The organism is Lentzea kentuckyensis, from assembly GCF_002150765.1.
GTDB classification, from domain to species: domain Bacteria; phylum Actinomycetota; class Actinomycetes; order Mycobacteriales; family Pseudonocardiaceae; genus Lentzea; species Lentzea kentuckyensis.
In genome coordinates this window covers 24,879-51,857 of record NZ_MUYM01000021.1, presented here as the reverse complement: position 1 = coordinate 51,857, position 26,979 = coordinate 24,879, and the positions used below count along the sequence as shown (strand labels likewise).

Sequence of the window (26,979 nt, the reverse complement as noted above, 5' to 3'; positions counted from 1 at the left end):
CATGCGCCGTTCGTTGTCCGTGCCGCTGGCCGGGTTGCTGCTCGCGCTCGTCGCAGCCCCCGCACTCGTCGCGGCGCCCGCACTCGCGCAGCCTCCCACCACGCCGGTGCCTGGGCCTCGGGACCCGAACCAGCCGCCGGTGTCGGCGCCGAACGGGCCGCAACCGCTTGCGCATGCCGTTGGGGATGCTGGGACCGGGCTTGCGATGATTCGGCTCGGGCCGCAGGGGGTGCCCACGAACACGATCCTGCCTGGGCTGGGCGACCAGTTGCCCAAGCAGTCGGTCACCGAGTTCGGGTTCGGGCTGGCCAGTGCGCAGGTCAACACCGAGGCGTTTCTGAGCACCGAGCGGGTTGTCACGCAGGCCAATCCGTTCGGGTTCGCGGTGGCGGGGCGGTCGCCGCAGTCGCCGGGCACGCTCGTGCAGACCGCGATTCCGGACAACCCGCAGCCGACCAACGGCGGGCTGCCGATTCCGGAGACACCGCTCGGCAAGCTGAAGCTGCTCAACGGCAGTGTGCACGCTCGGTGGGACGAGAAGCTGGGGCCGTGCGTCAGTCCGCTGGCCACCGCCCGCACCTCTCTCGCGGGCCTCGAAGTGCTCAGTGCGTTGCCGGCCGAGGTGCCGTTGCCGGTCAAGAGCAGCCTGGTCAGCATTCCGGACGCGTTCGAGGCGAACTCGAACGTCAAGCTCGTCGATCTGCCGGGCAGCAAGAACAAGGCGGTCGAGTCGACCTCGACGATGCGGGCGGTCAGCGTCGAGCTCGCGGGTGGCATCAAGATCGACGTGGCCACGCCGCCGACGCTCACGGCCACGGCGACCGGGGACGAGAAGACGTCGAAGATCACCTACACGGCGCCGGTGCTCAAGGTCAGTCAGAACGGCAAGGAGCTCGCCACGTTGGATGCGGCGCATCCGACGTTGGACATCCCGCTGTTGCTCGATCTGGTGGTCGTGAAGCTGCAGATCGCGGGGCTCAACGAGAAGAAGGCGAGCTTCACGGGCAACGGGTTCAGCGGGTTCCAGCTCGGAGCCACGGCGCGGATGCTCGACGTGCAGCTGTTGCCTACGGACAAGCTGAAGCTGCCGAACCTGCCGACGGCGCTCGCGCAGATCTCGCTCGGCGAGCAGATCGTGCGGGCCGCGGCGCCGCAGGGTGGTGTGGTCTGCGGGACCAGCCAGCCGGAACAACCAGGCGGTCCGGCGGCGCCTCCTGCGCAGAAGACGCCGCCGCTCGCCTACACCAACGCCGCGTACCAGTCGATCCCGCTGTTCTGGACCGGCACGGGACTGCTGCTCGCGGGCGTGGTGATCTTCGCCGCGCTGCCGGTCAGAGGCCGATCGCGCGGGCGAGCTCCCGGGGTTTCACAATCCTGAGCAACGCCTCCATCAGGTAGTAGTCGCCGTAGGGCAGCGACACCTCGATGCCCGTCTCGGTGCGGCGGTTGCGAGTGCCGCGCGCCAGGATGGCCTCGTGCCGTTCGGAACCGGTCGTCAAACACTTGCGGCACAACGCATCCAGGATGCGCACCGCGGCCACGTAGTAAGAGGCACGGCCGGAAGCGCGGGACAGGTCGATCAGCCCGCACGCCATGATGGCGCCCGCCGACGAGTCCTTGACGTCGTTGGGCGCCAACGGTGAGCGGTAGTCCCACACCGGAATGTGGTCCGGGGTAAGGGCATCCAGCGCGAAGTCCGCGAGTTTTCGTGCCGCATCAAGGAACTCGCGACGTCGAGTACGCCGGTACATCGTCGTGAACCCGTAGATGCCCCACGCCTGTCCGCGCGACCAGCACGACGTCGGGCTGTAGCCCTGGTTCGTGTTGGGGCCGATGTCCTCGCCCGTGTCCGGGTTGAAGTCGAAGACGTGCGGCGTGGACCCGTCCGGGCGGATGAACTTCGAGCGCGTGGTCAGGGCGTGCGCGACCGCCACGTCCAGGAACCGCGACTCCCCGGTCTGCTCCGCCGCGAACGTCAGCAGGTCCAGGTTCATCATCGTGTCCATGATCGCCCGGCCCGCGTTCGCCGGTGTGCCCAGCGCTCCCCACGCCCTGATGAAGCGGCCCTTGTCGTTGTAGCGCTGGATCAACGACGACGCGGCCTGCACCGCGCCGTCCCGCCACGAGACGTCACCGGTGAGCCGGAAGGCGGTCACCCACGACGGGTAGAACAGGAAGCCCAGGTCGTGGATCGACGTGTCGGTGCGCCGCGGCGACAACCGCAGCGCCGACTCCACCGCCCATTTCTTGAACTGCTCGTCGCCGCTGTCCAGGAACGCGAGCCAGTGCATGCCCGGCCAGAAACCGCCGACCCAGCCACCGGAAGCCACGTAGGTCCACTTCTCGAACTTCGTCTCCTCGGGGAACGAGGTGACGTTCGGCGCGACCTGACGCAGCCTCCGCAACGCGAAGTCCAGCGACTCGCGGAAAAGCCCGGAGGAAGCCGACGCCTCACCGGTGAACAGCGGGGTCGCCGCGGCAGCCCCGAGCAGAGTTCTGCGACTGAACGTCATGGCACCATCCATCCGAGCACCGGTGTGGACTGCAGGTACGCGATCACACACATCGCCAGCAACAGCAACAGACTCCAGCCGAACACCTTGCGGAACAGGTCACCCTCACGTCCCACCAGGCCCGCGGCGGCGGTGCCGATGGCGAGGTTCTGCGGCGAGATCATCTTCGCCATCACGCCACCGGAGCTGTTCGAGGCGCCGAACAGGAACGGCGACGCGCCGAGCTGCTGCGCCGCGGTGACCTGCAGGCCGCCGAACAACGCGTTGGAGCCCGCGTCCGTACCGGTGATCGCGACGCCGAACCAGCCGACGACCGGCGACAGGAACGCGAAGAACGCGCCGGTCCCCGCGAGCCAGAGGCCCAGAGTCGTGATCTGGCCCGAGTAGTTCATGACGTACGACAGCGAGAACACCGCGAAGATCGCCAGGATCGCCCAGCTGAACTGCTTGATCGTCTGGCCGTAGATCTCCAGGCCCTTCCGCGCGCTGATTCCCAGCAGGGCCAGTGTGATCAGGCCGGAGACGAACAGCAGTGAGCCCGTCGCGGACGCCCAGTTCAGCGCGTACTCGACCTTGATCGGCTTGCCGTTCGGTGCGACCAGGTGCATGCCGGGCCACGCGAACTTGTAGGTCAGCGAGTCGAGGAACTTCTTCACCGGCACGATCTGCGCGATCGAGAAGATCACCACGATGATCGCGTACGGGGTGAAGGCGGTGATCACGTCGCGCCGCGAGTCCGTGGTCGAGCCACCGGCGATCACCGGCGGGATCGAGCGTTCCGGCTGCCACACGCGCATGAAACCGATCACCGCGAGCACCGAGACGACAGCCGCGATGATGTCGCACAGCTTGTAGGACCAGAAGTTCGAGACCAGGTACTGCGTCACGGCGAACGAGCCACCAGCCACCAGAGCGGCCGGCCACGCCTGCTTGAAGCCGCGCCTGCCGTCCACCACGAAGATCAGCACGAACGGCACCAGCAGCGCCAGGATCGGCACCTGACGACCGGTCATCGCGCCGAACGTGTCCGCGGGCAGCCCGGTGACCGTGTTCAGCACCGTGATCGGGTTGCCCATGCCGCCGAACGCCACCGGCGCGGTGTCGGCGATCAACGCGAGCGCGACCGCCTTCATCGGGTCGACGCCCAGCGCGATCAACATGACCGAGCAGATCGCGACCGGACCACCGCCACCCGCAAGCGCTTCGAGCAGCGCGCCGAACGAGAACGCGATGACGATCGCCTGCACCCGCTGGTCGTCGGAGATCGAGCTGAAAGACCGCCGCAGCACTGCGAAGTGTCCGCTGTGGACAGTCAGGTTGTAGATCCAGATGGCGTTGAACGTGATCCACAGGACCACGAGCACGCTGGTCGCCGCACCGAACGCCGCCGAGTTGAGTGCCTGGCCGAGCGGCATCGAGTAACCGAACAGCGCGACGCCGATGGCGAGCGCGAGGGCGGTCAGACCCGCCCAGTGAGCCTTCCACTTCAGACCGCCGAGCAGCACGAGCACGGCGACGAGCGGGATCAACGCGAGCAAAGCCGACAGGAACAGCGAGCCCGTCGGATTCGGGTTCTGCTGGTACACCAAGGCCGCCTTTCATATGCCTGAACACGTCTCCGGCGGCGTGGAGACGAGAGGCTTGTTCCAGTCCACGGAACGTAGTTCCATGTTGGTCGGCGCACATCGTGTCACTCCGCCGCCCCGATCGGAAGGCATCCCCAGATGCAAATCAGGCACTCGACCCATCCGGCGCAGTTGCCGGGATTCGACACGGACGGGCTGCGGCAGCACTACCTCGTGGACGACCTCTTCGTGCCGGGCGAGATCCGGACCGTCTACACGCACGAGGACCGCATCGTGCTGGGCGGCGCGTCGCCGTCACCAGGTCAGCCGCTCAAGCTTGAGAGCGCTCCCCCGCTGCGTTCAGCGCATTTCTGCGAACGCCGTGAGCTCGCCGTGCTGGCCGTCAGCGGTTCCGGAACAGTTACCGTGGACGGAACCGAGCACAAACTCGGTACGCGCGACTGTCTCTACGTCGGGCAGGGCGCCGTGGACGTCGAGTTCCACGCGGCCGGCGAGGACACCCGCTTCTACCTCTTCTCCACCCCGTCGCACGCCTCGTTCCCCACCTCGGTCGCCCGCTTCGACGAGGTCGACGTCCTCGAACTCGGCGACCAGAGCACCGCGAACGTGCGTCAAATCCGCAAGTTCGTGCACGCCGACGGCATCCGCTCGTCGCAGCTCGTGCTGGGCGTGACGTCGCTGGCCCCCGGCAGCGTCTGGAACACCATGCCGCCGCACACCCACGACCGCCGCACCGAGTGCTACCTCTACTTCGACCTCCCTGAAGACCACCGCGTGATCCACCTCTGCGGCGAGCCCCAGAACACCCGCAACATCGTGGTGCGCAACGAAGAAGCCGTGATCTCCCCGTCCTGGTCTGTCCACAGTGGAGCAGGCACGCACTCGTACACGTTCGTCTGGGCCATGGGCGGCGAGAACCAGGCCTACGAAGACATGGACCCGGTCGCCGTGACGGAGCTGCGGTGAGCTTCTCCCTCGAAGGCAGAACGGCCGTGGTGACCGGTGCCCGCACGGGTATCGGCCGCGCCATCGCCCGCGGTCTGCACGACGCGGGCGCCCAGCTGATCCTGGTGGGCCGCGGTGACCTGTCCGACGTGGCCCCCGCCCTGGCCACGGTCTCCGTCGATCTCGCCGACCCTGCCTCGATCGAACCGGCGCTGGCACCGGTCCTCGCCGAACACCGCTTGGACGTGCTGGTCAACAACGCCGGCACGATCCACCGGGGCGCCGCCGTGGACGTCTCGCTGGCGGACTGGCAGCGGGTGATGGCCGTGAACCTCGACTCGGCGTTCGAGATCTCGAAGCTCTGCGGAGCCCAGATGATCACCAACGGCGGCGGCAAGGTCGTGAACATCGCGTCCCTGCTGTCCTTTCAGGGCGGAATCCTCGTCTCGGCCTACACGGCCTCGAAGCACGCGCTCGTCGGCATGACCAAGCTCCTCGCCAACGAGTGGGCCGCGTCGAACGTGCAGGTCAACGCCATCGCGCCGGGTTACATCGAGACCAGCAACACGGCCCCGCTGCGGGCCGACCCCGACCGCGAACCGGCCATCCGAGGCCGCATCCCGGCGGGTCGCTGGGGCACCCCGGAAGATCTCGTGGGCCCGGCGGTGTTCCTTTCGTCCACCGCGTCCGATTATGTGACCGGACACGTACTGGTGGTCGATGGAGGCTGGCTGGCGAGATGACCGATACCGCCGTCGAAAAAACGCTCGCCGTGCTGGAGGCCCTCGCCGACCACACGCGCATCACGGACATCGCGCGAGTCACCGGCCTGCCGAAGTCCACGGTCCACCGCCTGCTCCAGACGATGGTGGACCGCGGCTTCGCCACCCTGGGCTCGGACGGTTACCTGACCGGCCCGCGGGTGCTGGCCCTGGCCGGCAAGGTGCTGCGCCCTCTCGACACGGTGGAGCGAGCACGGCCGTTCCTGCGCTCGTTGCAGGAATCCACCGGCTGCACAGTGCACCTGGCCGTGCTGTTCGGCGACGAACTGGTCTACGTGGACAAGATCGAGGCCAACAAGCCCTACCGCATGGCGTCCCGCCTGGGCATGTCCCTGCCCGCCCACGGGACCGCCATCGGCAAGGCCGTGCTGGCCTCGCTCTCCCCGTCCGAGCTGGACGCGTTCCTGCGCCGGACGGGCCTGCCGGGCAGGACCCCGAAGACGATCACCTCGGGACCGCGGCTGAAGTCGCAGCTGTCGCGGGTGCGCAGGTCGCGGTTCGCGCTGGACGACGAGGAGAACGAGGTCGGTGTGCGCTGCGTGGGCGCCGCGATCCGGGACCACGCGGGAACGGTGATCGGCGGACTGTCGGCGTCGTCGCTCGCGATGGAGCACTCGCTGCCGGAGCTGATCGCGCTCGGGCCGCGGGTGCTGCGGGCGGCGGACGAGGTGTCAGCGGCTCTCGGCTGGGTCTAGTGGCACGACACGCCACTAGCCCCGGTGCAGCGTCGTGACCATCGCCTCGATCGCGATGCGCGGCTTCACGTTGACCTCGATCGCCTCCCGGCAGGCCAGCACCGCCTCCAGTCGCCGCAGGATCGACTCCTGGGACCACTGAGCGGCCGCGGTCCGCGAGTCCGAAGCCCGATCCGGATGCATCAACGCGGCCTCCGACCCTGTGTGCACGACCAGCGCGTCCCGGTAGAACCCGGCCAGGTCCACCAGCGCCGTGTCCAGCGAGTCGCGCTGGGTCCGGGTGGCGCGGGACTTCTGCCGCTTCTCCAGATCCTTCAACGCTCCCTTGGCCCCGCGGGTGGCGGCAGCGGTCCCCTTACCGGTACCGCCGGCCCCCATCGCGGTCTCCAGGGCTTCCCGCTCGGCCTCGTTGCGGGCCTCGTTGGCCGTGGAAGCGTCCTCTTCGGCAGCCTTGATCAGCTCATCGGCACACGTGAAGACATCGGCGGGCTTCCGCAACGCCAGCGGAATCCGCAGCACTGCCTCACGACGACCACGAACCTGCGGATCCACGGCCAGCCGCCGCGCCCGTCCGACGTGGCCGCCACAGACCGCAGCCGCCCACTGGGCCATCTCCGGCGCGATCCCCTCGGCCGCCTCCAGCGCCGACGCGATCGCGGCAGGCCGCGGCGACCCCAGCGACACCAGCCGGCAGCGCGACCGGATGGTCACCGACACGTCGTCCGGGTGGTCGGAGGGCGCGCACAACAGGAACACCGTCCGCTCCGGCGGCTCCTCGACGGCCTTCAGCAGGGCGTTGGCGGCACCCTCGGTCAACCGGTCGGCGTCCTCGATGATCACCACCTGCCAACGGCCGGAGGTGGGGCGGCGAGCGGAGATCTGGACCAGCGACCGCATCTCGGCGACCGAGATCGACAACCCCTCGGGCGCCACGACCCGCACGTCCGCGTGGGTGCCGTGCAGCGTCGTGCGGCAGCCGCTGCACTCACCGCAGCCGGGCCGGTCGTCCGTCACCACGCACTGCAACGCCCCGGCGAACGCCCGCGCGGTGGACGAACGGCCTGATCCGGGCGGGCCGGTGAAGAGCCAGGCGTGGGTCATCACGCCAGGCGCGGGAGTGCCGCCCGCGACGATCATGGCCGCCGCCTCGGCGGCCGCCGACAACGTGGCCACCGCGTCAGGCTGGCCGACGACCTCGTCCCACACGCTCATGGGTAGCAGTCTTCCAGCGAACGGTCAGACCGCGGCTTCGGGGACCGCGCGCCTGCGGGTCGCGAGCAGCGGCACGACGGCGGAGCGGACCCGGTCGGCGATGACGTCGGCGTCACCGTCGGCCTCGACCACGACGTAGCGGTCCGGGTCGGCGGCGGCCATCTCGCTCAGCAGCCGCTGGACGCGCCAGTGGTGTTCCAGGCCGATCGACTTGCGGTCCGCGACCGGGCGGTCCAGCAGGATGGTCAGATCGGGCCTCAGCCGTCCGGTGGCCCAGTCGACCAGGCCTTCCAGCTCCTGATGCTCCAGCGAACTGGTCGCGGTGAAGTGCGCCAGCGGTGAGTCGACGTAGCGCTCCATCACGACGACGGAGCCCTCGTCCAGAGCGGGACGCACCTGCCGTTCGACGACATCGGCGCGTACGGCGGCGGCTACGAGTGCCTGGGCGCGCACGCCGGCCAGTTCGACGGACGACAGCATCGTGCGCAGCCGGCGTTCGTCGTGCTCGGGGTCGGCGGCCAGCAGCACCTCGACGCCCTCGGCGCGCAGAGCGGCGGCCAGGCGGCGGGCCTGCACGGACGTGTCCTCGCGGGTGTCACCCTCGACCGCGATCAGCAGGCCCTTGGTGGCCCTGCGGCCGCGGATCGCCGCGAACAGCGACGACAGCACCGGCTCCTCGCGCCGGTCGTCCATCTGCCGGTACGCGACCAGACCGAGGACGATCGCGATCACCGCGCCACCGAGCATCACCGGGCGGGTCGCGTCGACCTCCATGGGGTGGCCGAAGACGCTGACCTCGCGCTTCTGCAGCAGGGCGACGAGCAGCGGGGCGCCGGCGGAGGCACCGAAAAGCACGATCTTGAGCAACGACTGGATGAGCGCGACCGTGCGGCCGCGCATCTCGTCCTCGACCTGCGAACCCACGATCGTCAGACCGGTCAGGAACGCCACGCCCGCGCAGGCGCCGACCAGCGCCACCATCAGCAGCGCGATCCACAGATGCGGGGCCAGCGCGACCAGCACCAGCGTGACGCCGGCACCCACGATCGTGACGCCGAACAGCCGGTTGTAGGCGAGCCGGCGGGCCAGCCGCGGCGCGGTCGCCATGCCGATCGCCAGACCGACGAACACGGCCACGAACAGCAGGCCGAACGTCGAGGCACCGCCCAGCAGCGACTGCGCGTAGAGCTTCGCCGTCGCGATCACGACACCGGCCGCGGCGAACGCGCCGATCATGCCGATCACCAGACCGCGGACCAGTGGCGTCGCGGCGGCGAACCGGATGCCGTCGCGGAACATCGCGACGAAGCCCGGCTTGTCGGCCTCGACCTCCTTCTTCTTGGCCGCGGTCCGGCCGGACAGCTCCGGCAGCCGGGTCGCGATCAGGATCGCGGAGGTGAAGTACAGCAGGCCGTTGATGATCACGGCGATGGTCGCGATGTTGAACTCGAGGTTCCCGCCCTGCAGGTTCAGGTAGGCGGGGATGCCCGCGATCAGCGAGTACAGGCCGAAGCCGCTGATCGTGGAGATGCCGTAGGTCATCACCAGGCCGAGCTGGTTCGCCGACTCCACCTGGTCCGGGCGGCGCAGCAGGTTCGGGACCGCCGACTCCTTGGCCGGGATCCACAGCATCGCGCAGCAGCCGACCAGGAAGTTCGCCATGAAGAGCCAGATCGGCGACCCGATCAGCGCGATCGAGATGAACAACGAGCCGCGCAGGATGTCGCAGACCACCATCACCTTGCGGCGGTCGAACTTGTCCGCGAGCACGCCACCGATGGGCGCGAACAGGATGCCCGGCAGCAGCTGCGTGAGCACGACCAGCGACAGCGCGAACGACTGCCACTGGTAGCTGTTCATCATCTCGGAGACCAGACCGGTCAGCGCGAGCAGTGACAACCAGTCGCCAACGCTGCACAGGTAGGTGACGAGCCACAGCCGGCGGAACGGCCGGATGGCCAGCACCGAGCGCAGCCGGTGGACCGTGGACACGCTGGACTCGGCCGGCCCCGTCTGGCCTGCCTCGGTCACTCCTGTGTCCGCGTCCTGAATTTCAGTCACCCCTACTCGGCCCACCTCGTGGGATCAGCGTAACCGGATGGGGTGGGTGACGTTGCCGGACTCTCAGTCTCGGCTAGCTGAAGATCGCTCCAAGAATGTTGACCACGACCAGCACGAAGAAGCCGATCACGATCAGGCAGCCGATGAACGCGGCCACGCCACCGGACTGCTTGGCGGGCTGTTGTGGTTGCGGCACAGGCATGTGCGCCGCCGGCACCCACTGCTGTGGGGTCTGCGGGGGCACCTGGTGCTGCGGGGCTCGCGGGCGCCGGCCACGGGGCCGTCGCTGCTCCTGCTCCATCGCCGACCAGATCGCCTGGCGCATCTCCTCCGTCGGCGTCGGCGGTGTAGGCACCGACACACGTGACGTGGCGTACCCACCAGTCCACTGAGGAGCGATCGGCGTGTCGGCCGTCACCAGTCCCGCCAACGGGTCGGGGAACAGCCGAGGAGGCGGCGGGGCCTGAGTCCCGTCCGGACCGAACTCGTTCGTCGGCACCGCCACCTCCGTCAACTCAGCTCTTGGACTTCGCCGGAGCCTTCTTGGCCGCGGCCGGCTTCTTCGCAGCGGGCTTCTTGGCCGGAGCCTTCTTCTTGACCGGCCCCTTCGCACGCTTCTCGGCCAGCAGCTCGGCCGCGCGCTCGTCGGTGATCGACTCGACGCTGTCCGTCTTGCGCAGCGACGCGTTCGCCTCACCGTCGGTGACGTACGGGCCGAACCGGCCCTCCTTGATCACCATCGGCTTGCCGGACACCGGGTCGTTGCCCAGCTCGCGCAACGGCGGTGCGGCGGCCGCGCGACCGCGCTTCTTCGGCTCGGCGTAGATCTTCAGGGCCTCGTCGAGCGTGACCGTGAAGATCTGGGCCTCGTCGACGAGCGACCGCGAGTCCGTGCCCTTCTTCAGGTACGGGCCGTAGCGGCCGTTCTGCGCGGTGATCTCGGCGCCCGTCTCCGGGTCCTTGCCCACCACGCGCGGCAGCGAGAGCAGCTTCAGCGCGTCGTCCAGCGTCACCGTGTCCAGCGACATGGACTTGAACAGCGAGCCCGTGCGCGGCTTCGGGGCCTTGGCCTTCGACGCGGTCCCGTTCTCGGCCGCCTCGGGCAGCACCTCGGTCACGTACGGACCGAAGCGGCCCTCCTTGGCCACGATCTCGTTGCCCGAGACCGGGTCGGTGCCGAGCGATCGACCTTCCTGCGGCGTCGAGAAGAGCTTCTCGGCGATCTCCGCGGTCAGCTCGTCCGGCGCCAGGTCGTCCGACAGGTTCGCGCGCTGCGCGGCCCCGTCGACCTCGCGCTCCAGGTACGGCCCGAAGCGGCCGACGCGCACGACGACCGTGCGGCCCTCGGAGTCGCTGAACAGGGGGATCGAGTTGACCTCGCGCGGGTCGATGTCCTCGACACCCGTGCCGACCAGCTTCTTCAGGCCGCCGGAGCGGCCGATCGAGCCGTCCGGGCCGATGCTGCCGCCGAAGTAGAAGCCGGACAGCCACGTGGTGCGCTGCTGACGCCCCGCGGCGATGCCGTCGAGCTCGTCCTCGAGCGCGGCGGTGAAGTCGTAGTCGACGAGCCGGCCGAAGTGACCCTCGAGCAGGCCGACCACGGCGAACGCCACCCAGGACGGGACCAGCGCGGCGCCCTTCTTCCACACGTAGCCGCGGTCCTGGATGGTGCTGATGATCGACGAGTAGGTGGAGGGACGGCCGATGCCGAGCTCCTCCATCGTCTTGATCAGCGACGGCTCGGTGAAGCGCGAGGGCGGCGAGGTGGAGTGACCGTCCGCGGACAGCTCCGCGATCGTCAGGTCCTGGTCCTTGACCAGCTGCGGCAGGCGCGACTCCGCGTCGTCCGACTCGCCACCGGCCTCGGCGTCGACGGTCTCGACGTAGGCCTTGAGGAAGCCGGCGAACGTGATCGTGCGGCCGGACGCGGCGAACGTGACCTCCTGGCCGGTGCCCGCGCGACCCACGATGCGCACGCTGGTCGTGTTGCCCCGCGCGTCGGCCATCTGGGAGGCGATCGTGCGCTGCCAGATCATCTCGTAGAGCTTGAACTCGTCCGCGTCGAGCTCGGCGGCCACCTGGCCGGGCGTGCGGAAGACCTCTCCCGCCGGCCTGATCGCCTCGTGGGCCTCCTGCGCGTTCTTGACCTTGCGCGTGTACTGGCGCGGCTCCTTCGCGACGTACTGCGCGCCGTAGAGGTCCGTCGCCTGCGTGCGGGCCGCGTTGATCGCGGTCTCCGACAGCGTCGTGCTGTCGGTACGCATGTAGGTGATGTAGCCGTTCTCGTACAGCTTCTGCGCCGTTCGCATCGTGCGGTCGGCGGAGAAGCGCAGCTTGCGGCCGGCCTCCTGCTGCAGCGTCGAGGTCATGAACGGCGCGTACGGCTTGCGCGAGTACGGCTTCTCCTCGACCGAGGCGACCTTGACCGGCGCGTTCTGCAGACCGGCGGCGATGGCGCGGGCCTGCTGCTCGTCCAGCACGACCACGTCGGCCTTGCCGGTGAGCTTGCCGTCCGAACCGAAGTCACGGCCCGTGGCGAGACGCGTGCCGTCGACGGCCACGAGACGCGCGCCGAACTGACGCGGCGTGGCCTCGGCACCGGCGTCCATCTGCGCGGAGATGTCCCAGTAGCTCGCTGAGACGAACTTCATCCGCTCGCGTTCACGCTCCACGACCAGACGCGTCGCCACGGACTGCACGCGGCCAGCCGAGAGCTTCGGCATGACCTTCTTCCACAAGACCGGGCTGACCTCGTAGCCGTAGAGGCGGTCGAGGATGCGCCGGGTCTCCTGGGCGTCGACCAGGTCCTGGTCGAGGTCACGAGGGTTCGCGGCGGCGGCCTGGATCGCGGACTCGGTGATCTCGTGGAACACCATCCGGCGAACCGGGACCTTGGGCTTGAGGGTCTCCAGCAGATGCCACGCGATGGCCTCGCCCTCGCGGTCACCGTCTGTCGCGAGGTAGAGCTCGTCGACGTCCTTCAACGCTTCCTTGAGCTCGGTGACCAGCGACTTCTTGTCGGCGGAGACCACGTACAGGGGTTCGAAGTCGTGGTCGACGTCCACGCCGAGCCTGGCCCAGGCCTGGCCCTTGAACTTCGCGGGAACGTCGGCGGCACCGCGCGGCAGGTCCCGGATGTGTCCCCTGGAGGACTCCACGACGAAGTTGGCGCCGAGGTAGGAGGCGATCTTGCGCGCCTTCGTGGGCGACTCGACGATCACAAGTCGTCGGGTGCTACCCGCTCCTCCGCTGCTCTTTCTCGTCCGTGTCGATCCAGCCACTCGCCGTCCCGCTCTCTTCCAAACCCGGTTCCCAGGCCCGCCAGTGTTGCCCAGCGTCGGCCGAAAAGCACACCATCCGCGACGCCCGTACGACGAGACAGCGTGACACAACCATGCCGGACCGCCCGCTCAGGCCGCCGGCCAGGTGCTGCACGCCACCCCGTGCGGAGGGCTTCCGACCAGCTCAGCGAGTCGTGCCAGCCTTCGTCGGCCGGTTACCCGCAACGCCGGAGCCCCTACCAGGGTGCACGGAAGTCCGGACGCGAGCAGGGCATTTTGCAACGGCAGGTGTGTCTGCGGCGCGTTGGGGTCCAAACCGAGCAGGTACGCCGACTCCATCCAGCTGCCCGCGGCCAGCGCCCAGACCCGCAGCACTGCGCCGTTCAGCTCGAAGTCAGCCGGGACCTTCTTGACAGATCCGTTGACAGATACGTCCAGCCAGCGGGCGGCCAGAGGGGTGAGATCGGTGCGGAACGGCGTGCGGACGAAGTGCGTGCCCTCTTCGTTGACGCAGAGCTCGGACGTGACCCCGCGCTCGGCACAGGCCTGCCTGAGGGGCTGGAGGCGCCATTCGTCGCGCAGCTCGACGTACACGCGGGCAGCCGTGCCGCGCGCGAAGCTGACGGCCTGCCCCGGCCCGCAGAGGAAGCCGGCGAGGTCCGCCTTGGCCGGCGTGCGCGCCTCGGCCGAGAAGAAGGACAGCTGCCCAACCACGGCCCACAGGGTAGAACAGACGTTCGACTGTGACCAGTGGGGCGTGAGTGAATACGCTGGTCGAGTTACTGGCCTGCCTTCAGCTCAACGCACGGCACGGACTTGCCCATCGCGGCCGCGTACTTGGGCGACTTCTCCAGGGCGTCGAAGGTCGCCCGCAGCTCTTCCGGGCTGCTGACCTGCGACGTGTCCGCCAGCGCCTTCTCCGCGCCCTCCCAGAACTGCGCGTTGGGTTCGAGCTTCTCGACCGGTGCTTTCGCGGCGGTGTAGGACCTGGCCGACTCGCCGAGGTACTTCGTCAGCCGTTCGTGCACGTCCTTGAGTTCGTCCGATGGTGGCCCGAGCTCCTTGAGCTTCGTCTCGGCGTCGGCGAGCGCGGTGGCGTTGGCCGTGACCAGCTTGAGGTAGGCCGTCTTGACCGCGGCGGGGTTGGCGGCGTCCTGCTTCTGCAGCTCCTGACCCGCCTTCATGCCGGGCAGCAGGCCGCCGCAGAAGGCGTCGACCCACTGACCCTGCGCGTCGGTCAGCGGCTTTTCCTCGTCGGAGGCGCAGGCGGTCAGCACAACGGCACCGGCGAGGACAACGGCGAGCTGGCGGAATCTCACAGCGTCATCTTCCCCGCCGGCTCGCCGCGGTCGTCACTGGCCGATCAGCTTGCCGAGCTTCGTGCGCATCTCCGTGCACTCGGTGGCCTTCGCGATGGCGTCCTTGTACTTCGGGTCGGCGTCGAGCTTCTTGATCTGGTCGGAGAACTTCGACGGGTCCGCGGACTCACCGCCGATCTTCTCGACCTGGTCCAGGAAGTCCGGCGCGTTGGCGTCGATCTTCTTGACCTGCTCGGCGACCGACTTGTACTCCTTGGCGCCGTCACCGAAGAGCTTGACCAGCTCGTCGTGCAGGGCCTTGGCCTCGGGACCGGGCGCGCCGACGTCCGAGAGCTTCTTCGCGGCGTCGGCCATCGCCGTCGAGCCGCTGTCGAGGATCTTGAGCATGCCCTCCTTCAGCGCGGGAGGGTTCTGGCTGTTGGCCGCGGCGAGGGTGATCAGCTCGACCGCGCCCGTCAGCACCGGCGTGGTGCCGCTGCAGAACGCGCCGGCCCACTTGACCGGGTCTGCGGCGGGCGGAGCGACGGACGTCGTGGTCGGCGCGGCGCTCTGCGTGGACGGCGCGGCGCTGTTGGTGCAGCCCGCCAGCGCGAGCGCGGCACCAGTACAAGCGACAACGAATCTCAAACGTGCGTTCATGGTGGAAATCCCCCAGAAATGTCGAACCGGACCGCCGAACGGTACACGTTCGGGCGATCCGGTCCGGGTGCTTCCCGGTTCGTCAGGAAGTCGGCGGAGACGTGGGGGTGATCGCCAGGCCCTTGCAGTTGGGGGCCTTCTGAGCGGCGTCCGCGAGTCCCGTCTCGGTGAACTTCTTCTGGACGTCCGCACCGGCCCCCTCCAGCGCGGCGGCCTTGGTGACCATCTCGGTGAAGGCGGTGATGACCTGGGTCGGGTCGGTGGCGGAGTCCACCTTCGACCTGGTGTCGCCGAGCAGTGTCCTGATCTGGTCCATGCCCTTCTCGGCGGCGCCGACCAGCTCCTTCGACTTCGGGTGGGGGCCGTTCTCCAGCGGCTTGAGGTCCGCGATCGACTTGTCGACCGCGGTGACCTTGGTGCCGAGCCACTCGGAGAGGCCGGTCTTGAGTTTGGCGGGGTCGGTCATGTCGATGTTCGGCTCGTCCGACATGGCCTTGACGGTGCCGCCGACGGCACCGCAGACCTTGTCCATCCACGCCACGACGTCGGCCTCGCTGGCCGGTGTCGAGGACGTGGCGGAACCTCCTCCTCCGGTGCTGCAAGCGGTGACCGCGAGCATGCCCGTCAGGAGCGCGATGACTGTGCGACGCATGGCGCGGAAGCTACTCGCGATGGCCTCGCTCAGCTCGTCGGAGCGACGTTGAGGCGCTGCATCTCCTGGCACTTCGGTGCCGTCTGCGTGGCCTTCTGCAGCTCCGGGTTGTTCTTCAGGTCGCGCAGCGGGTCGGCGAGTTCCGAGAGCTTCGCGATGGCCTCTCCGGCGGCCTGGATGCCTCCGGTGGCGTTGTTCGCGTCGGCCTGCTCGACCTTCGTCTTGGCGTCGCTGAAGACGGCGCCGAGCGAGGTGAAGGTCTCGGCCATCTTGTTGACGGCCTCCTCACCACCCGCGACGGGTGACGGGCCGACGTTCTTGAGGCCTTCCGCGGACTTCGTGAAGGCGTCGGCGAGCTGGCCCATGTAGGCGGCCATCTCGGCCTTGAGCTTGGTGGAGTCGGCGTCGAGCTTGGGTGCCGTCTTCTCGATCTTGGCGAACTCGGAGGCGGCGCCGCACACCTTGTCCATGTAGGCGACGGCCTCGGGGCTGGCCGCGCCGTTGGTGGGCGTCGATGAAGTGCCGGAGTTGCCGCCATTGGTGCACCCGGCCAGCGCACAGGCGGCGGCGACAACGGCAGTGGCGACGAGGCTGAGCCTCATGTCGTAACTCCTAGGTCGGGGTACGTCGGGGGGAAACCCGAACGTACCCCGACCGGAGGTGGTGGAACTACGCGGCGCCGTTGCTCACGGTCTCCGCGGGCGTGTCCGCGATCGCGGTGCCGCGACGCTTGGACACGACCACCGCACCCACGATGATCAGTGCCGCGACGACGGCGATCGCGATGCGGATCGGGTCGGACGCGCTGTCACCGATGGAGAAGGTGACGATGGCGGGCGCGATCAGCACCGAGACCAGGTTCATGACCTTGATCAGCGGGTTGATGGCGGGGCCGGCGGTGTCCTTGAACGGGTCGCCGACGGTGTCGCCGATGACCGTGGCGGCGTGGGCGTCGGAGCCCTTGCCGCCGTGGTTGCCGTCCTCGACCAGCTTCTTGGCGTTGTCCCAGGCACCACCGGAGTTGGCCAGGAACACCGCCATCAGCGTGCCGGTCGCGATCGCGCCGGCGAGGTAACCCGCCAGCGGGCCGACGCCGAGGCCGAAGCCGACGGCGATCGGGGCGAGCACGGCCATCAGACCCGGAGTCGCGAGCTCGCGCAGCGAGTCCCTCGTGCAGATGTCGACGACCTTGCCGTACTCCGGCTTCACCGAGTAGTCCATGATGCCCGGGTTCTCGCGGAACTGGCGGCGCACCTCGAACACGATGGCACCGGCGGCGCGCGTCACGGCGTTGACCGCGAGGCCCGAGAACATGAAGACGACGGCCGCACCGATGGCGACACCGACGAGCACGTTCGGGCTGAACACGACGTTGGTGAACGAGATCGGCAGGTCACCGGCGATGTTGCCGACCTTGACCACGGCCTGGTCGATCGCGTCCTTGTAGGAGCCGAACAGCGCCGTCGCGGCGAGCACGGCCGTCGCGATCGCGATGCCCTTGGTGATGGCCTTGGTGGTGTTGCCGACCGCGTCGAGCTCGGTGAGGATCTGCGCGCCCTCGCCGTGCACGTCACCGGACATCTCGGCGATGCCCTGCGCGTTGTCGGAGACCGGGCCGAAGGTGTCCATCGCGACGATGACGCCGACGGTCGTGAGCAGACCACAACCGGCGAGCGCGATCGCGAACAGCGCGACGACGACCGAACCGGACAGCAGGAACGCGCCGTACACGGCCGCACCGATGACCAGTGCGGTGTAGACGGCCGACTCGAAACCGACCGAGATACCGGACAGGATCACCGTGGCCGCACCGGTCAGCGAGGTCTGGCCGACCTCCTTGACCGGCTTGTGGTCGGTGCCGGTGTAGTAGCCGGTCAGCCACAGGATGATGCCGGCCAGCACGATGCCGATGATCACCGCGACGGACGCGATCAGCGCCGGGTTGCCGCTGGTGGACTTGACCGCGTCGCTGATGCCGTTGAGGTCCGCGAAGGAGCTCGGCAGGAACGAGAACGCCGCGATGGTGCACAGCACCGCGGAGATGACCGCGGAGATGTAGAAGGAGCGGTTGATGGCCGCGAGGCCGCTTTCGCCCGCCTTCGCCTTGGTCGTGTAGACGCCGATGACCGCGGTGAGCACACCGATCGCGGGAACGATCAGCGGGAACAGCAGGCCCTGCGCGCCGAACGCGGCGGTGCCGAGGATCAGCGACGCCACCAGGGTGACGGCGTAGGACTCGAAGAGGTCCGCGGCCATGCCGGCGCAGTCACCGACGTTGTCGCCCACGTTGTCCGCGATGGTGGCGGCGTTGCGGGGGTCGTCCTCGGGGATGCCCTGCTCGACCTTGCCGACCAGGTCGGCGCCGACGTCGGCGGCCTTGGTGAAGATGCCGCCACCGACACGCATGAACATCGCGAGCAGCGCGGCACCGAAACCGAAGCCCTCCAGGACCTTCGGGGCCTGACCCGCGTACACGAGCACGACCAGCGCCGCACCGAAGAGGCCCAGACCGACGGTGGTCATGCCGACCACACCACCGGTGCGGAACGCGATGCGCGTCGCCTTTTCGCGACCGCCTTCTTCGTTCGCGGCGGCGGCGACACGCACGTTGGCGCGCGTGGACAACCACATGCCCAGGTAGCCGATAGTCGCCGAGAACGCGGCACCGACGATGAAGAACAAAGATCGGCCGATTCGTTCGGCCAAATCATCTGCCGGTAGCGCGAACAACAGTACGAACACGATCACGACAAAGATGCCGAGCGTGCGGAACTGCCGGTTGAGGTAGGCCGCTGCGCCCTCCTGAACCGCCTTGGCGATGTCCTGCATCTTTTCGGTGCCCTGGCCGGCGGCCAGCACCTCCTTGAGCAGCACGTACCCGACGGCGAGAGCAGCCAGGGCGACCACGGCGACCACGGCTACGACGCCGCGATCACCCCCGGAGAGCTCGAGGCTCTCCGCGAGGAATTGCCGGGACATCCGTCCTCCTGGTGAGTTGCCATGTGCAGCGCCAAGGCAGACCAGCCGCCCAGCGCGACGTGACGCATCCCTCATTGGATGCGATGAGCGGGGAGTCTAGGGGGTGGTTGCAACGAGGCAACGAAACGTCCCGATCCGTGCACACACCGTTATCTGCGCAGGAAGTCGAGCACGCCCCAGCCGGAAGTGTCGGTGTCGTGTGCAAAGCTCGCCTCGTGGTGGATCAGGGACGGCGGTTGCTGGACCGCGTGCTGGCCGGTGTACCCGCCGGGGAGTCACCTCTCACACACGCACGCGATCTGCCGTTGCGGCAGGCTGATCACGTCGAATGGCCGTCGTGGGCAGCCGCGCCGGTGGTGGCCGCGTTCACCGAGATCGGCGTGCGGGAGCCGTGGCGGCACCAGGTGGAGGCGGCCTCGCTGGCGTGGTCCGGGCAGCACGTGGTGCTCGCGACGGGCACGGCGTCCGGCAAGTCACTTGCCTACCAGTTGCCCGTGCTTTCCACTCTTTTGGCGGACACGAAGGCCACCGCGCTGTACCTTTCGCCGACCAAAGCCCTTGGTGCGGACCAGCTCCGCGCGCTTGACGAGCTGGGGATCAAGGGGGTACGCGCGTCGGCCTACGACGGCGACACCCCGATGGCCGAACGCGACTGGGTCAAGGCGCACGCGAACTGGGTCTTCACCAACCCGGACATGCTGCACCGCGGAATCCTGCCGCAGCACCCGAAATGGCTGCGGTTCTTCCGCCGGCTGAAGTACGTGGTGATCGACGAGTGCCATTCCTACCGCGGCGTTTTCGGTTCGCACGTGGCGTTGTTGATGCGTCGGCTGCGGCGGGTCGCACGTAAATACGGCGCGAATCCGATCTTCGTTTTGGCATCGGCCACTGTGGCTGATCCTTCTGCGTCGGCGCAGAGATTGCTCGGCGTACCGGTTTCCGCTGTCGTGGACGACTTCTCGCCGCGCGCCTCGCGGACGGTCGCGCTGTGGGAGCCGCCGCTGACCTCACTGGAGGGTGAGAACGGCGCGCCGATCCGGCGTTCGGCAGGCGCGGAGACGTCGCGGATCCTCGCCGACCTGGTCGTCGAGGGCGCCCGCTCACTCGCCTTCGTGCGATCCCGCCGGGGTGCCGAGCTGACCGCACTGGGCACCCAGCGCATTCTGTCCGAAGTGGACAGTGAACTGCCCGGCCGGGTGGCCGCCTACCGGGGCGGATTCCTGCCGGAGGAGCGGCGGGCGCTGGAGAAGTCGCTGTCCACGGGCGATCTGCTCGGCGTCGCGACCACGAACGCCTTGGAGCTCGGCGTCGACATCGCCGGGCTGGACGCCGTGGTGGTGGCCGGTTTTCCCGGCACCTTGGCATCGTTCTGGCAGCAGGCGGGCCGTGCGGGCCGATCCGGTGACAGCGCGTTGGTGGTGTTCGTGGCACGCGACGACCCGTTGGACACGTATCTGGTGCACAACCCGTCCGCGGTGCTGGACCGGCCGGTCGAGGCGACGGTGCTGGACCCGCTGAACCCGTACGTGCTGGGGCCTCAGCTGGCGTGCGCCGCGTCCGAGATGCCGTTGACCCCGACGTGTCTGGACGACTTCGGCGGACCGCTGGCAGAGTCCGTCCTGGCCGAACTGGTGGCGGAGAAGCTGCTGCGGCGCAGGCCGGCGGGGTGGTACTGGGCGTCGCACGACCGCCCGCACGCCGGTGTGGACATCCGCGGTTCCGGCGGCGACCAGGTGGCCGTCGTCGAGGCGGACTCCGGCCGGATGCTCGGCACCGTCGACCCGGGCTCGGCCTGCTGGCAGGTGCATCCCGGCGCCGTGTACCTGCACCAGGGGCGGGCATACGTGGTCGACGAGCTCGACCTGGAGAGCGGCCTCGCGATGGTGCACCGCGAAGACCCGGAGTGGACGACTCAGCCGCGTGACTGCGTGGACATCACCGTGGTGCGCGAGGTCGAACGCGCCGATTTCGACGGCGTGTCCGTTTCGCTGGGCGAGGTCGAGGTGACCACGCAGGTCGTCGGCTACCTGCGCCGGCTGCCGTCCGGCGTGGTGCTCGACCAGATCCCGCTGGACCTGCCGGAGCAGAGCCTGCAGACCCGAGCCGTCTGGTACACGGTCGACGAGTCGCTGCTGATCTCCGCCGGCCTTGACGGCAAACGGATCCCCGGTGCGCTGCACGCCGCCGAGCACGCGGCGATCGGCCTGTTGCCGCTGTTCGCGACCTGTGATCGCTGGGACATCGGCGGCGTGTCGACGGCCGTGCACCCGGACACGGGGATGCCGACGGTGTTCGTGCACGACGGCCACCCCGGCGGTGCGGGCTTCGCGGACAGGGGTTTCGAGGCCCTGCGGGCGTGGCTCTCGGCCACGCGCTCGGCGATCAGCTCGTGCTCGTGCCCGATGGGTTGCCCGTCGTGCGTGCAGTCGCCCAAGTGCGGCAACGGCAACGAACCGCTGGACAAGGCCGGTGCGGTGCTCGTGCTGGACGTCGTGCTGGGCAAAATCGCCTGACTCGTCCGGCTCGGCCCGGCTACGGTTTTTCGGTGCCCACGCGGTTCCCGGAGCTGAACGCCCTGCTCGCCGACCTGGTCTCCTCAGTTCGGGAGATCCTCGGCCCCACCTACGTGGGCACTTACGTCCAGGGCTCGTTCGCCTTGGGCGCCGGTGACATCCACAGCGACTGCGACTTCATCGTCGCCTGCACCGAGCTGCCGTCCGGTGATCGCGAAGCCGGGTTGCGCGCCCTGCACGACGAGATTCCCTTGCGACCAGGCCATTGGTCGACGGAGATCGAGGGCTCGTACGCCGACGTGGAGTCGTTGCGCTCGGTGGCGGGCCTCGGGGTTCCGTGGCTGTTCAACGACCACGGCCACCGCACGTTGATCTGGGACACCCACTGCAACAGCCCGCACGCCCGGTGGATCCTGCGCAACCGCGGCATCGTGCTGGACGGCCCGCCGATCACGTCGCTGGTCGACGAGGTGCCGGCTTCGGTGCTGCGCTCGACGATGCGAGCTGACCTGCCAATCCTGTGGGAGGGCATCAAGACGTGGGCGCCGATGGACGTCGCGTGGACTCAGCGCTACATCGTCGCGCAGTACTGCCGCACGCTCTACACGCTGCACACCGCCGAGGTGACCTCGAAGCGCGGCGCGCTGGAGTGGGGATTGAAAATGCTCGATCAGCGGTGGCACCCGCTGATCGAGCAGGTCTTGGTGGACCGGGACCTCGGCTGGGACGCCGACGCGGCTCCGCGTCCGGGAAGCATGGAGCAGACTCACGCCTTCGCTGCCCACGTGGAAGGTCTGGCCTGACGCGTAGGTCGTGAGGGCGCCAGCGCCCGAACTCGCGGGGGCCTGGGGGTCGCCCCCCCAGAAGACACCGCGTCCGACTCGGCGAGCGCGTAGCGCGGGCAGGGTCGGGCCGAGGACGCTGGGGGCGCGTCGCAGGCTCACGGGTACCTGCGACGCGCCCTCTCCACGTGCCGAACACTGTTTTCCCGCCTGCTACCGCTTCGCGACCGGATTCCTTGGAACATCGGCGGAATCTGGTTCGTTCGTCTCGACAGGACACGCGGGAGGCGACGGTGTCGACTGTCTTCTGACGAACTCCGGGGAGGAGCCGGCTTCACCGACCGCGGCAGAGCTGGTGCTCTGCCACTAACGTCCTCGGTCCGGTCACTAGTGCGGGAGGCTGTCCTTCGGGGTGCGTGTTCGGCTTTTTGCCCGTTCCTCAGCGGCCCCTGAAGTGCGGGTACGGAGGCCGATCATCGGATCGGGCGGGGTTGGAACGGCCGTGCAGGGCATCGTCTTCGGGGTTGTCGGGGAGAGTCCACGACGACACCCAGCACGGCCGGGCTCTGCATGTAGTTGTCAGACGACTTCGAGCTGGTAGCCCGCCGGGGTGTGCAGCGCCTCGACGAGTGCGTCCTGCACGACGTGCGCGTCCGGCAGGTTCCAGCCGCAGATCGACGGCTTGACCCGCCAGTGCACGACACCGTGCGCCATCGGGGTGGGCGGCAGCGGGATGTACTCGCCCTTGGCGTAGTGGTGCACGTCCACGTTGTTGGCCAGCTCGGTGTTGAGCTTCGAGCCAGACTTCACGAGGAACATCCACCGGCCGGACGGGGTCGCCGCGATCGGCACGGGAACGCCGATCGAGCGCAGTGCGACGGCCGCGCGACGGCCGAGGTCGGTGCCGACCTCGATCGCGTCCACCACGTGACCGGTGGCGACGAGAAGGCTGTAGGAGCGACCCGCCCACCACGTGGCGACCTGGTCGGGACGCGTCCCGATGCGGTCCACCCAGTCGCGGTGCACGGGGATGGGGCCGTGGAGCTCGAGCCCGCTGCGGCCCGCCCACTGGGTGACACCCTGCTCCGAACCGGCCGGGTAGGTGCCGGGCAGTACGGGCCAACCGCGGTACGCGAGGCTGACGGCCTCGGCACGCAGTTCAATGCGGAAGGCCCCGCGCCAGCTGTCCGACCAATCCATCTTCCGTCGCCTTCTTCCTAGGCTCTGACTCGACATCAACGTGGTGCCGGTGTTCGTAGGACACCGCGTCGGTGCCGCCACTACAACTAACGACACCGGCCCCGGCCTCCGTAACCCCCGCTCGACAACTGGTAGCTACGAGACGGCGAACGCCCTTTGTCAGACCGAGCAACTGAACTGCTCGCGTTTAGTTCGATCACCGTTCAGCATGTCCCGGCACCGGTGTGAGTCCGCTCACCGCTGAGAGTCGACCGCTCGTCGCGCTCCAAACGCTTCGATCTTCGGCCGGACCTGCCCTGGCCCGTGCGTTCACCGGGCCGAACGGCGTAATCGCCGACAGCCGCACAACCACCTCCCATCCGTTGATCGCGCAGTCGTCGAGGGTTGATCGATTGGCCTCGGCCACGCGTTTTGCCTGCTCACAAGCATTTCCGTCGCCGTCGGCGAGATGAGCGGCAGCCGCGAGCGCCGCCAGATCGGCCGCACCGGTCACCCGGTGCCGCACGACGACCGCCGCCCCGGCCTGAGCACCGGCGACCGTGACGGTGATCAGCAGCAACATCGCCACCACACCGCTCACCGCAGCCGAACCTCGTTCGCAACCAGGCCGTTCACCGTTCATCGCGGCTCCACGACGGCGAACGCCTGTGCGCTGAGCGGCAAGCCCAACGGCCCCTTCTTGCGAACGACCACCCGCACGGCATCCCCTTCCGCCCGGAACTCGACGATCGCTCCCACCGCGATCTGTCCGGCCGCCTCCTCGCCGCGCTGCCGTTCACCGCGCGCCGTGAGCCGCGCCGCCTCCCGTGCCGCGTCGGCGCACCGCATCTGCTCGATCACCGCCGTCAGCCCGGCGGCCGCCAGTGCCATGACCACCAGCAGCGCGCACACCGCGATGGCCGCCTCCACCGTGACCATGCCGCTGTCGTCAGACCCACGACAGCGCACGCTGTATCAGCCCTTGCAACAGGTTCTGCACGAAGCCACCGGTGACCAGCGAGTACAACACCGCGGCGAACGCGGCCGCGGCCAGCGTCCCGATCGCGTACTCCACCGTGCTCATGCCGCTGTCGTCCTTCAGCAGTTCCATCTCTTCGCTCCTTAGTTGAGGAATTGACCGGCCAGCCCCAGCACCACCGGCACCACGCCGAGGCACAGGAACGCCGGCAGAAAACACAGCGCGAGCGGCGCCGCCACCGCCACCGCGGCCTTCTGCGCCCTGGCCTCGGCCGCGTCGTTCGCCGCGGCCCTGGTCCGCTCGGCCAGCTCAGCGGCCTGCCTGGCCAGCGCGGCCCCGGACCGCGCCGTCCTGCGCGCGGCCCTGGCCAACGCGGCCGTCTCCGGCCGGTCGAGCGCGGGTGCCCATGCCGTGACCGGGTCAGCCCCTAGCTTGAGGAGGTCCGCGACCTGACCGAGCTCGTCGACGGCGACGGCCTCGATCGCCGTCGGCACCGGCAACCCGGCCCTGAGACAGGCAGCCAGCAGATCCCAGGCAGCGGCCCGTTCGAACGGCCCCGTGCTCTTGGCCTTCTTCCGCGGCGGGTCGTGCTCTCGGAGCCGCAACCGATCAATCGCTCTTCGCTGAGTCGGAGCCACCAGGACCGCCAACGCGAGGAGAAGGAACGTCACGGCTCCACCTCCGTGATCCGCCTCGTCCACCACAGCCCCGCCGCCAGGAACAACGCGCCGAGAACCAGCAACAGCTGTCCCGCCGTGGTACCGGCGAGCACGTGCACCGGCCGGGCACCACTCAGTTCGCCCAGCAACACACCGAACACCGGCAGCCCGGCCAGCACCGCCGCACTGGCTCGCGGCCCCGCCATCCGCGCGTGCACCTGCCGTGCAAACGCGGCCCGCTGATCAAGATCACGCCTGGTGGCGTCCAGCACGTCCGCCAGCGCCACGCCGTGCCTGGCCGACACGTGCCACGCCCTGGCCAGCTGATCCGTTTCGAGCAGCGGCTGGCGAAGATCTCTGAGCGTTCGCTCGACATCGCCACCGAGTCGCGCGGTGGCCGCCACGGCCTTCAGCACCTCGTCGGCCGGAGCCGGCGTGTCCTGAGCCGCCCCTTCCGCGGCCGTGGCGGGGTGGGCACCCGCGCGGAGCTCGTCGACCACGCCGCCCAGGCCGTTGCTGAGCGCTTCGGTCGCCGCCCTCAGCGCACGGTTCCGCTTGCCCTGCTTGACGATCCGGTGGACGGTGGCGGCGAGGACCGCCCCCGCCAACAGCCCGCCGATGCCCGCCAGGAGATAGGTCGCTGCCATCGCGGCTATCAGCCAGACGTATTGCGGGACAACGATTTTTCGCTTGTTCACCGGCCTCAGCCTGCGCAGTGGCGTGAGCTGGGGCCACACCAGCAACGCGGTCGCCAGCAGGAGGAGGCTCAGCACAGCAACTCCTTCTCGTGCCAGCCTCGTCGTTTCGTCCAGATCGGACGGACGCCGAGGGTGCGCCCATCCCGCGTGAACGCCCCGATCTCGTTGAGGTACCGCATGTTCCCGTCCCGGCGCATGTGCAGAACCAGTTGCACGGCCGCAGCGACCTGGCTGTGCAACGCCTGCGCGTCGAGCCCGCCCAACGCCCCCAGCGCTTCGAGCCGCGCCGGCACCTCGGCCGGCGAGTTGGCGTGCAGCGTCCCGGCGCCGCCTTCGTGGCCGGTGTTCAGTGAGGTGAGCAACTCACGAACCTCCGCACCCCGCACCTCACCCACGACGATCCGGTCGGGCCGCATGCGCAGCGCCTCGCGGACAAGAGACCGCACGGTGATCTCGCCGGCGCCCTCGACGTTCGGCGCCCGCGCGACCAGCCGCACGAACTGCGGATGGTCCGGATTCAACTCGCCCGCGTCCTCCACGCACACGATCCGTTCGCTCGCCGGAACCCACGCGAGCAACGCCGACAGCAACGACGTCTTGCCCGACCCGGTGCCGCCGATGACCAGAAACGCCATCCGCCTGCGGACGATCGCCTTCAGCACGTCCGCGATCTCGGCGTCGAACGTGCCGAGTCTCTGGAGCGCGCCGAGGTCGTGGGTGGCGGGCCGGAGCACGCGCAGGGACAGGCAGGTGCGGTCCGCGATGGGCGGCAGCACCGCGTGCAACCTCACGCCGCTGCCGGGCAACCACCCGTCAACGCACGGCGACGCGTCGTCCAGCCGCCGCCCGGCCGCGACCGCCAGCCGTTGCGCGAGACGACGAACGGCGTCCTCGTCGGGAAACGTGACGGTGGTGCGACGCAGACCATCTCTGCCGTCCACCCAGACCTGGTCCGGCGCGGTGACCAGGACGTCGGTGGTGCCGGGGTCGGCGAGCAGCGGGTCGAGCGGCCCGGTGCCGCTGAACTCCTGCCGAAGCACCTGGAGGGCTTCCAGGACGTCCGAGTCGGCCAGCACACCACCCGCCTCGGACCGGACCGCGTGGGCGACGACGGCCGCGGTCATCTCCATGTCCGCGCCGGCCAGCCGGTGACGGACGCGGTCGATCAGGGCGGCGGTCACGTCACGCCCCTCCGGTGAACGGGAATGGCGGTCATGTGGCTACCTCCGGGCGGCGGGCATGGCGGCCGTAGGTGATCTCACGGCCGGTGAGGCGCAGCCAGGTTTCGTGGCACCAGGCGAGGAAGCGGCTCATTCCGGTGGCTCCTTGAAGATGAAGGGAGGCGGGAAGGGGCGGCCGTAGACGACGAGGTTGCGCGCCATCCGCACCAGGACGGCGACGAGGGTCACGGCTGCGATCGCCTTGCGGCGAAACGGTTTCCTCGACGTCGAAGGCGGGATCGCGCGCGCACCAGGCGAATCTCGTGGCGGAAGGGGCGAGGTCAC

25 protein-coding genes are annotated in these 26,979 nt (G+C 69.1%); 6 read left to right on the top strand and 19 right to left on the bottom strand.

Annotated elements, in window-relative coordinates; all coding sequences use genetic code 11:
- Nucleotide 1 precedes the first annotated feature (1 nt).
- Nucleotides 2–1,378: a hypothetical protein gene (locus B0F77_RS13310; RefSeq protein WP_086663183.1), complete on the top strand. Its 1,377-nt coding sequence runs from the start codon at nt 2–4 to the stop codon at nt 1,376–1,378.
- Here B0F77_RS13310 and B0F77_RS13305 read toward each other — a convergent pair.
- Nucleotides 1,332–2,513 carry a glycoside hydrolase family 88 protein gene (locus B0F77_RS13305; RefSeq protein WP_086663182.1) on the bottom strand — a complete coding sequence of 394 codons (1,182 nt, stop codon included), beginning with the start codon at nt 2,511–2,513 and terminating at the stop codon, nt 1,332–1,334. The genes B0F77_RS13310 and B0F77_RS13305 overlap by 47 nt on opposite strands.
- Nucleotides 2,510–4,099 (bottom strand): L-lactate permease, encoded by a 1,590-nt coding sequence (locus B0F77_RS13300; protein ID WP_086663195.1) that lies wholly within the window; start codon nt 4,097–4,099, stop codon nt 2,510–2,512. The genes B0F77_RS13305 and B0F77_RS13300 overlap by 4 nt, the downstream gene beginning before the upstream one ends.
- Nucleotides 4,100–4,237: 138 nt before the next feature.
- Here B0F77_RS13300 and kduI point away from each other — a divergent pair, with 138 nt between their 5' ends.
- From kduI to B0F77_RS13285, 3 genes are read left to right on the top strand one after another with little or no spacing between them, the layout of a single operon-like run.
- Entirely contained in the window at nt 4,238–5,065 is an 828-nt protein-coding gene (kduI, locus tag B0F77_RS13295) for a 5-dehydro-4-deoxy-D-glucuronate isomerase (protein ID WP_086663181.1), read from the top strand.
- Nucleotides 5,062–5,787, top strand: coding sequence for an SDR family oxidoreductase (locus B0F77_RS13290; RefSeq protein WP_086663180.1), 726 nt, complete (start codon nt 5,062–5,064; stop codon nt 5,785–5,787). The genes kduI and B0F77_RS13290 overlap by 4 nt, the downstream gene beginning before the upstream one ends.
- Nucleotides 5,784–6,521: an IclR family transcriptional regulator gene (locus tag B0F77_RS13285; protein ID WP_086663179.1), complete on the top strand. Its 738-nt coding sequence runs from the start codon at nt 5,784–5,786 to the stop codon at nt 6,519–6,521. The genes B0F77_RS13290 and B0F77_RS13285 overlap by 4 nt, the downstream gene beginning before the upstream one ends.
- Nucleotides 6,522–6,536: 15 nt before the next feature.
- Here the strand turns inward: B0F77_RS13285 and B0F77_RS13280 are convergent, their stop codons facing one another.
- The 10 genes from B0F77_RS13280 to B0F77_RS13235 all read right to left on the bottom strand — a co-directional run bounded on the left by B0F77_RS13280 (nt 6,537) and on the right by B0F77_RS13235 (nt 18,664).
- On the bottom strand, nt 6,537–7,733 hold the full coding sequence (locus B0F77_RS13280; protein WP_086663178.1) for a DNA polymerase III subunit delta': 1,197 nt from the start codon (nt 7,731–7,733) through the stop codon (nt 6,537–6,539).
- Nucleotides 7,734–7,757: 24 nt separating this feature from the next.
- Nucleotides 7,758–9,794 (bottom strand): bifunctional MFS transporter/dTMP kinase, encoded by a 2,037-nt coding sequence (locus tag B0F77_RS13275; protein WP_086663177.1) that lies wholly within the window; start codon nt 9,792–9,794, stop codon nt 7,758–7,760.
- Nucleotides 9,795–9,867: 73 nt separating this feature from the next.
- The gene (locus B0F77_RS13270; protein ID WP_143466705.1) at nt 9,868–10,293 is read right to left on the bottom strand and encodes a hypothetical protein; all 426 of its coding nucleotides are present in this window, start codon (nt 10,291–10,293) and stop codon (nt 9,868–9,870) included.
- 16 nt (nt 10,294–10,309) lie between these two features.
- On the bottom strand, nt 10,310–13,075 hold the full coding sequence (gene topA, locus B0F77_RS13265; RefSeq protein ID WP_086663175.1) for a type I DNA topoisomerase: 2,766 nt from the start codon (nt 13,073–13,075) through the stop codon (nt 10,310–10,312).
- A 129-nt stretch (nt 13,076–13,204) separates the two neighbouring features.
- On the bottom strand, nt 13,205–13,789 hold the full coding sequence (locus B0F77_RS13260) for a hypothetical protein (RefSeq protein ID WP_086663174.1): 585 nt from the start codon (nt 13,787–13,789) through the stop codon (nt 13,205–13,207).
- A 65-nt stretch (nt 13,790–13,854) separates the two neighbouring features.
- Nucleotides 13,855–14,394 carry a hypothetical protein gene (locus tag B0F77_RS13255; RefSeq protein WP_086663173.1) on the bottom strand — a complete coding sequence of 180 codons (540 nt, stop codon included), beginning with the start codon at nt 14,392–14,394 and terminating at the stop codon, nt 13,855–13,857.
- 33 nt (nt 14,395–14,427) lie between these two features.
- Entirely contained in the window at nt 14,428–15,033 is a 606-nt protein-coding gene (locus B0F77_RS13250; protein WP_143466704.1) for a hypothetical protein, read from the bottom strand.
- An 82-nt stretch (nt 15,034–15,115) separates the two neighbouring features.
- On the bottom strand, nt 15,116–15,685 hold the full coding sequence (locus B0F77_RS13245) for a hypothetical protein (RefSeq protein ID WP_086663171.1): 570 nt from the start codon (nt 15,683–15,685) through the stop codon (nt 15,116–15,118).
- A gap of 29 nt (nt 15,686–15,714) precedes the next feature.
- Nucleotides 15,715–16,287, bottom strand: a complete 573-nt coding sequence (locus B0F77_RS13240; protein WP_086663170.1) for a hypothetical protein — start codon at nt 16,285–16,287, stop codon at nt 15,715–15,717.
- Nucleotides 16,288–16,354: 67 nt separating this feature from the next.
- Nucleotides 16,355–18,664 (bottom strand): sodium-translocating pyrophosphatase, encoded by a 2,310-nt coding sequence (locus B0F77_RS13235; RefSeq protein ID WP_086663169.1) that lies wholly within the window; start codon nt 18,662–18,664, stop codon nt 16,355–16,357.
- Nucleotides 18,665–18,879: 215 nt separating this feature from the next.
- Between B0F77_RS13235 and B0F77_RS13230 the strand changes: the two genes are divergently transcribed.
- Together B0F77_RS13230 and B0F77_RS13225 are read left to right on the top strand one after the other, a co-directional pair.
- Nucleotides 18,880–21,177 carry a DEAD/DEAH box helicase gene (locus B0F77_RS13230; protein WP_245848058.1) on the top strand — a complete coding sequence of 766 codons (2,298 nt, stop codon included), beginning with the start codon at nt 18,880–18,882 and terminating at the stop codon, nt 21,175–21,177.
- Nucleotides 21,178–21,209: 32 nt separating this feature from the next.
- Nucleotides 21,210–21,980: an aminoglycoside adenylyltransferase domain-containing protein gene (locus B0F77_RS13225; protein ID WP_086663167.1), complete on the top strand. Its 771-nt coding sequence runs from the start codon at nt 21,210–21,212 to the stop codon at nt 21,978–21,980.
- Nucleotides 21,981–22,538: 558 nt separating this feature from the next.
- On the opposite strand, the gene B0F77_RS13220 is transcribed toward B0F77_RS13225, so the two are convergent.
- The 7 genes from B0F77_RS13220 to B0F77_RS13190 form a co-directional block, all read right to left on the bottom strand.
- Entirely contained in the window at nt 22,539–23,159 is a 621-nt protein-coding gene (locus B0F77_RS13220; protein WP_086663166.1) for a bifunctional DNA primase/polymerase, read from the bottom strand.
- 196 nt (nt 23,160–23,355) lie between these two features.
- A complete protein-coding gene (locus B0F77_RS13215; protein WP_086663165.1) occupies nt 23,356–23,781 on the bottom strand; it encodes an Rv3654c family TadE-like protein in 426 nt (141 codons plus the stop codon).
- Nucleotides 23,778–24,077 (bottom strand): TadE family type IV pilus minor pilin, encoded by a 300-nt coding sequence (locus B0F77_RS13210; RefSeq protein WP_086663164.1) that lies wholly within the window; start codon nt 24,075–24,077, stop codon nt 23,778–23,780. The genes B0F77_RS13215 and B0F77_RS13210 overlap by 4 nt, the downstream gene beginning before the upstream one ends.
- A 10-nt stretch (nt 24,078–24,087) precedes the next feature.
- Nucleotides 24,088–24,249: a DUF4244 domain-containing protein gene (locus B0F77_RS13205; protein WP_086663163.1), complete on the bottom strand. Its 162-nt coding sequence runs from the start codon at nt 24,247–24,249 to the stop codon at nt 24,088–24,090.
- Between the two features lie 11 nt (nt 24,250–24,260).
- Entirely contained in the window at nt 24,261–24,788 is a 528-nt protein-coding gene (locus B0F77_RS13200) for a type II secretion system F family protein (protein ID WP_086663162.1), read from the bottom strand.
- Complete coding sequence (locus B0F77_RS13195) at nt 24,785–25,549, bottom strand: type II secretion system F family protein (RefSeq protein WP_245848056.1); 765 nt, start codon at nt 25,547–25,549, stop codon at nt 24,785–24,787. The genes B0F77_RS13200 and B0F77_RS13195 overlap by 4 nt, the downstream gene beginning before the upstream one ends.
- Complete coding sequence (locus B0F77_RS13190; RefSeq protein ID WP_086663161.1) at nt 25,543–26,655, bottom strand: TadA family conjugal transfer-associated ATPase; 1,113 nt, start codon at nt 26,653–26,655, stop codon at nt 25,543–25,545. Before B0F77_RS13190 ends, B0F77_RS13195 begins: the two co-directional genes overlap by 7 nt.
- Nucleotides 26,656–26,979: the final 324 nt, after the last annotated feature.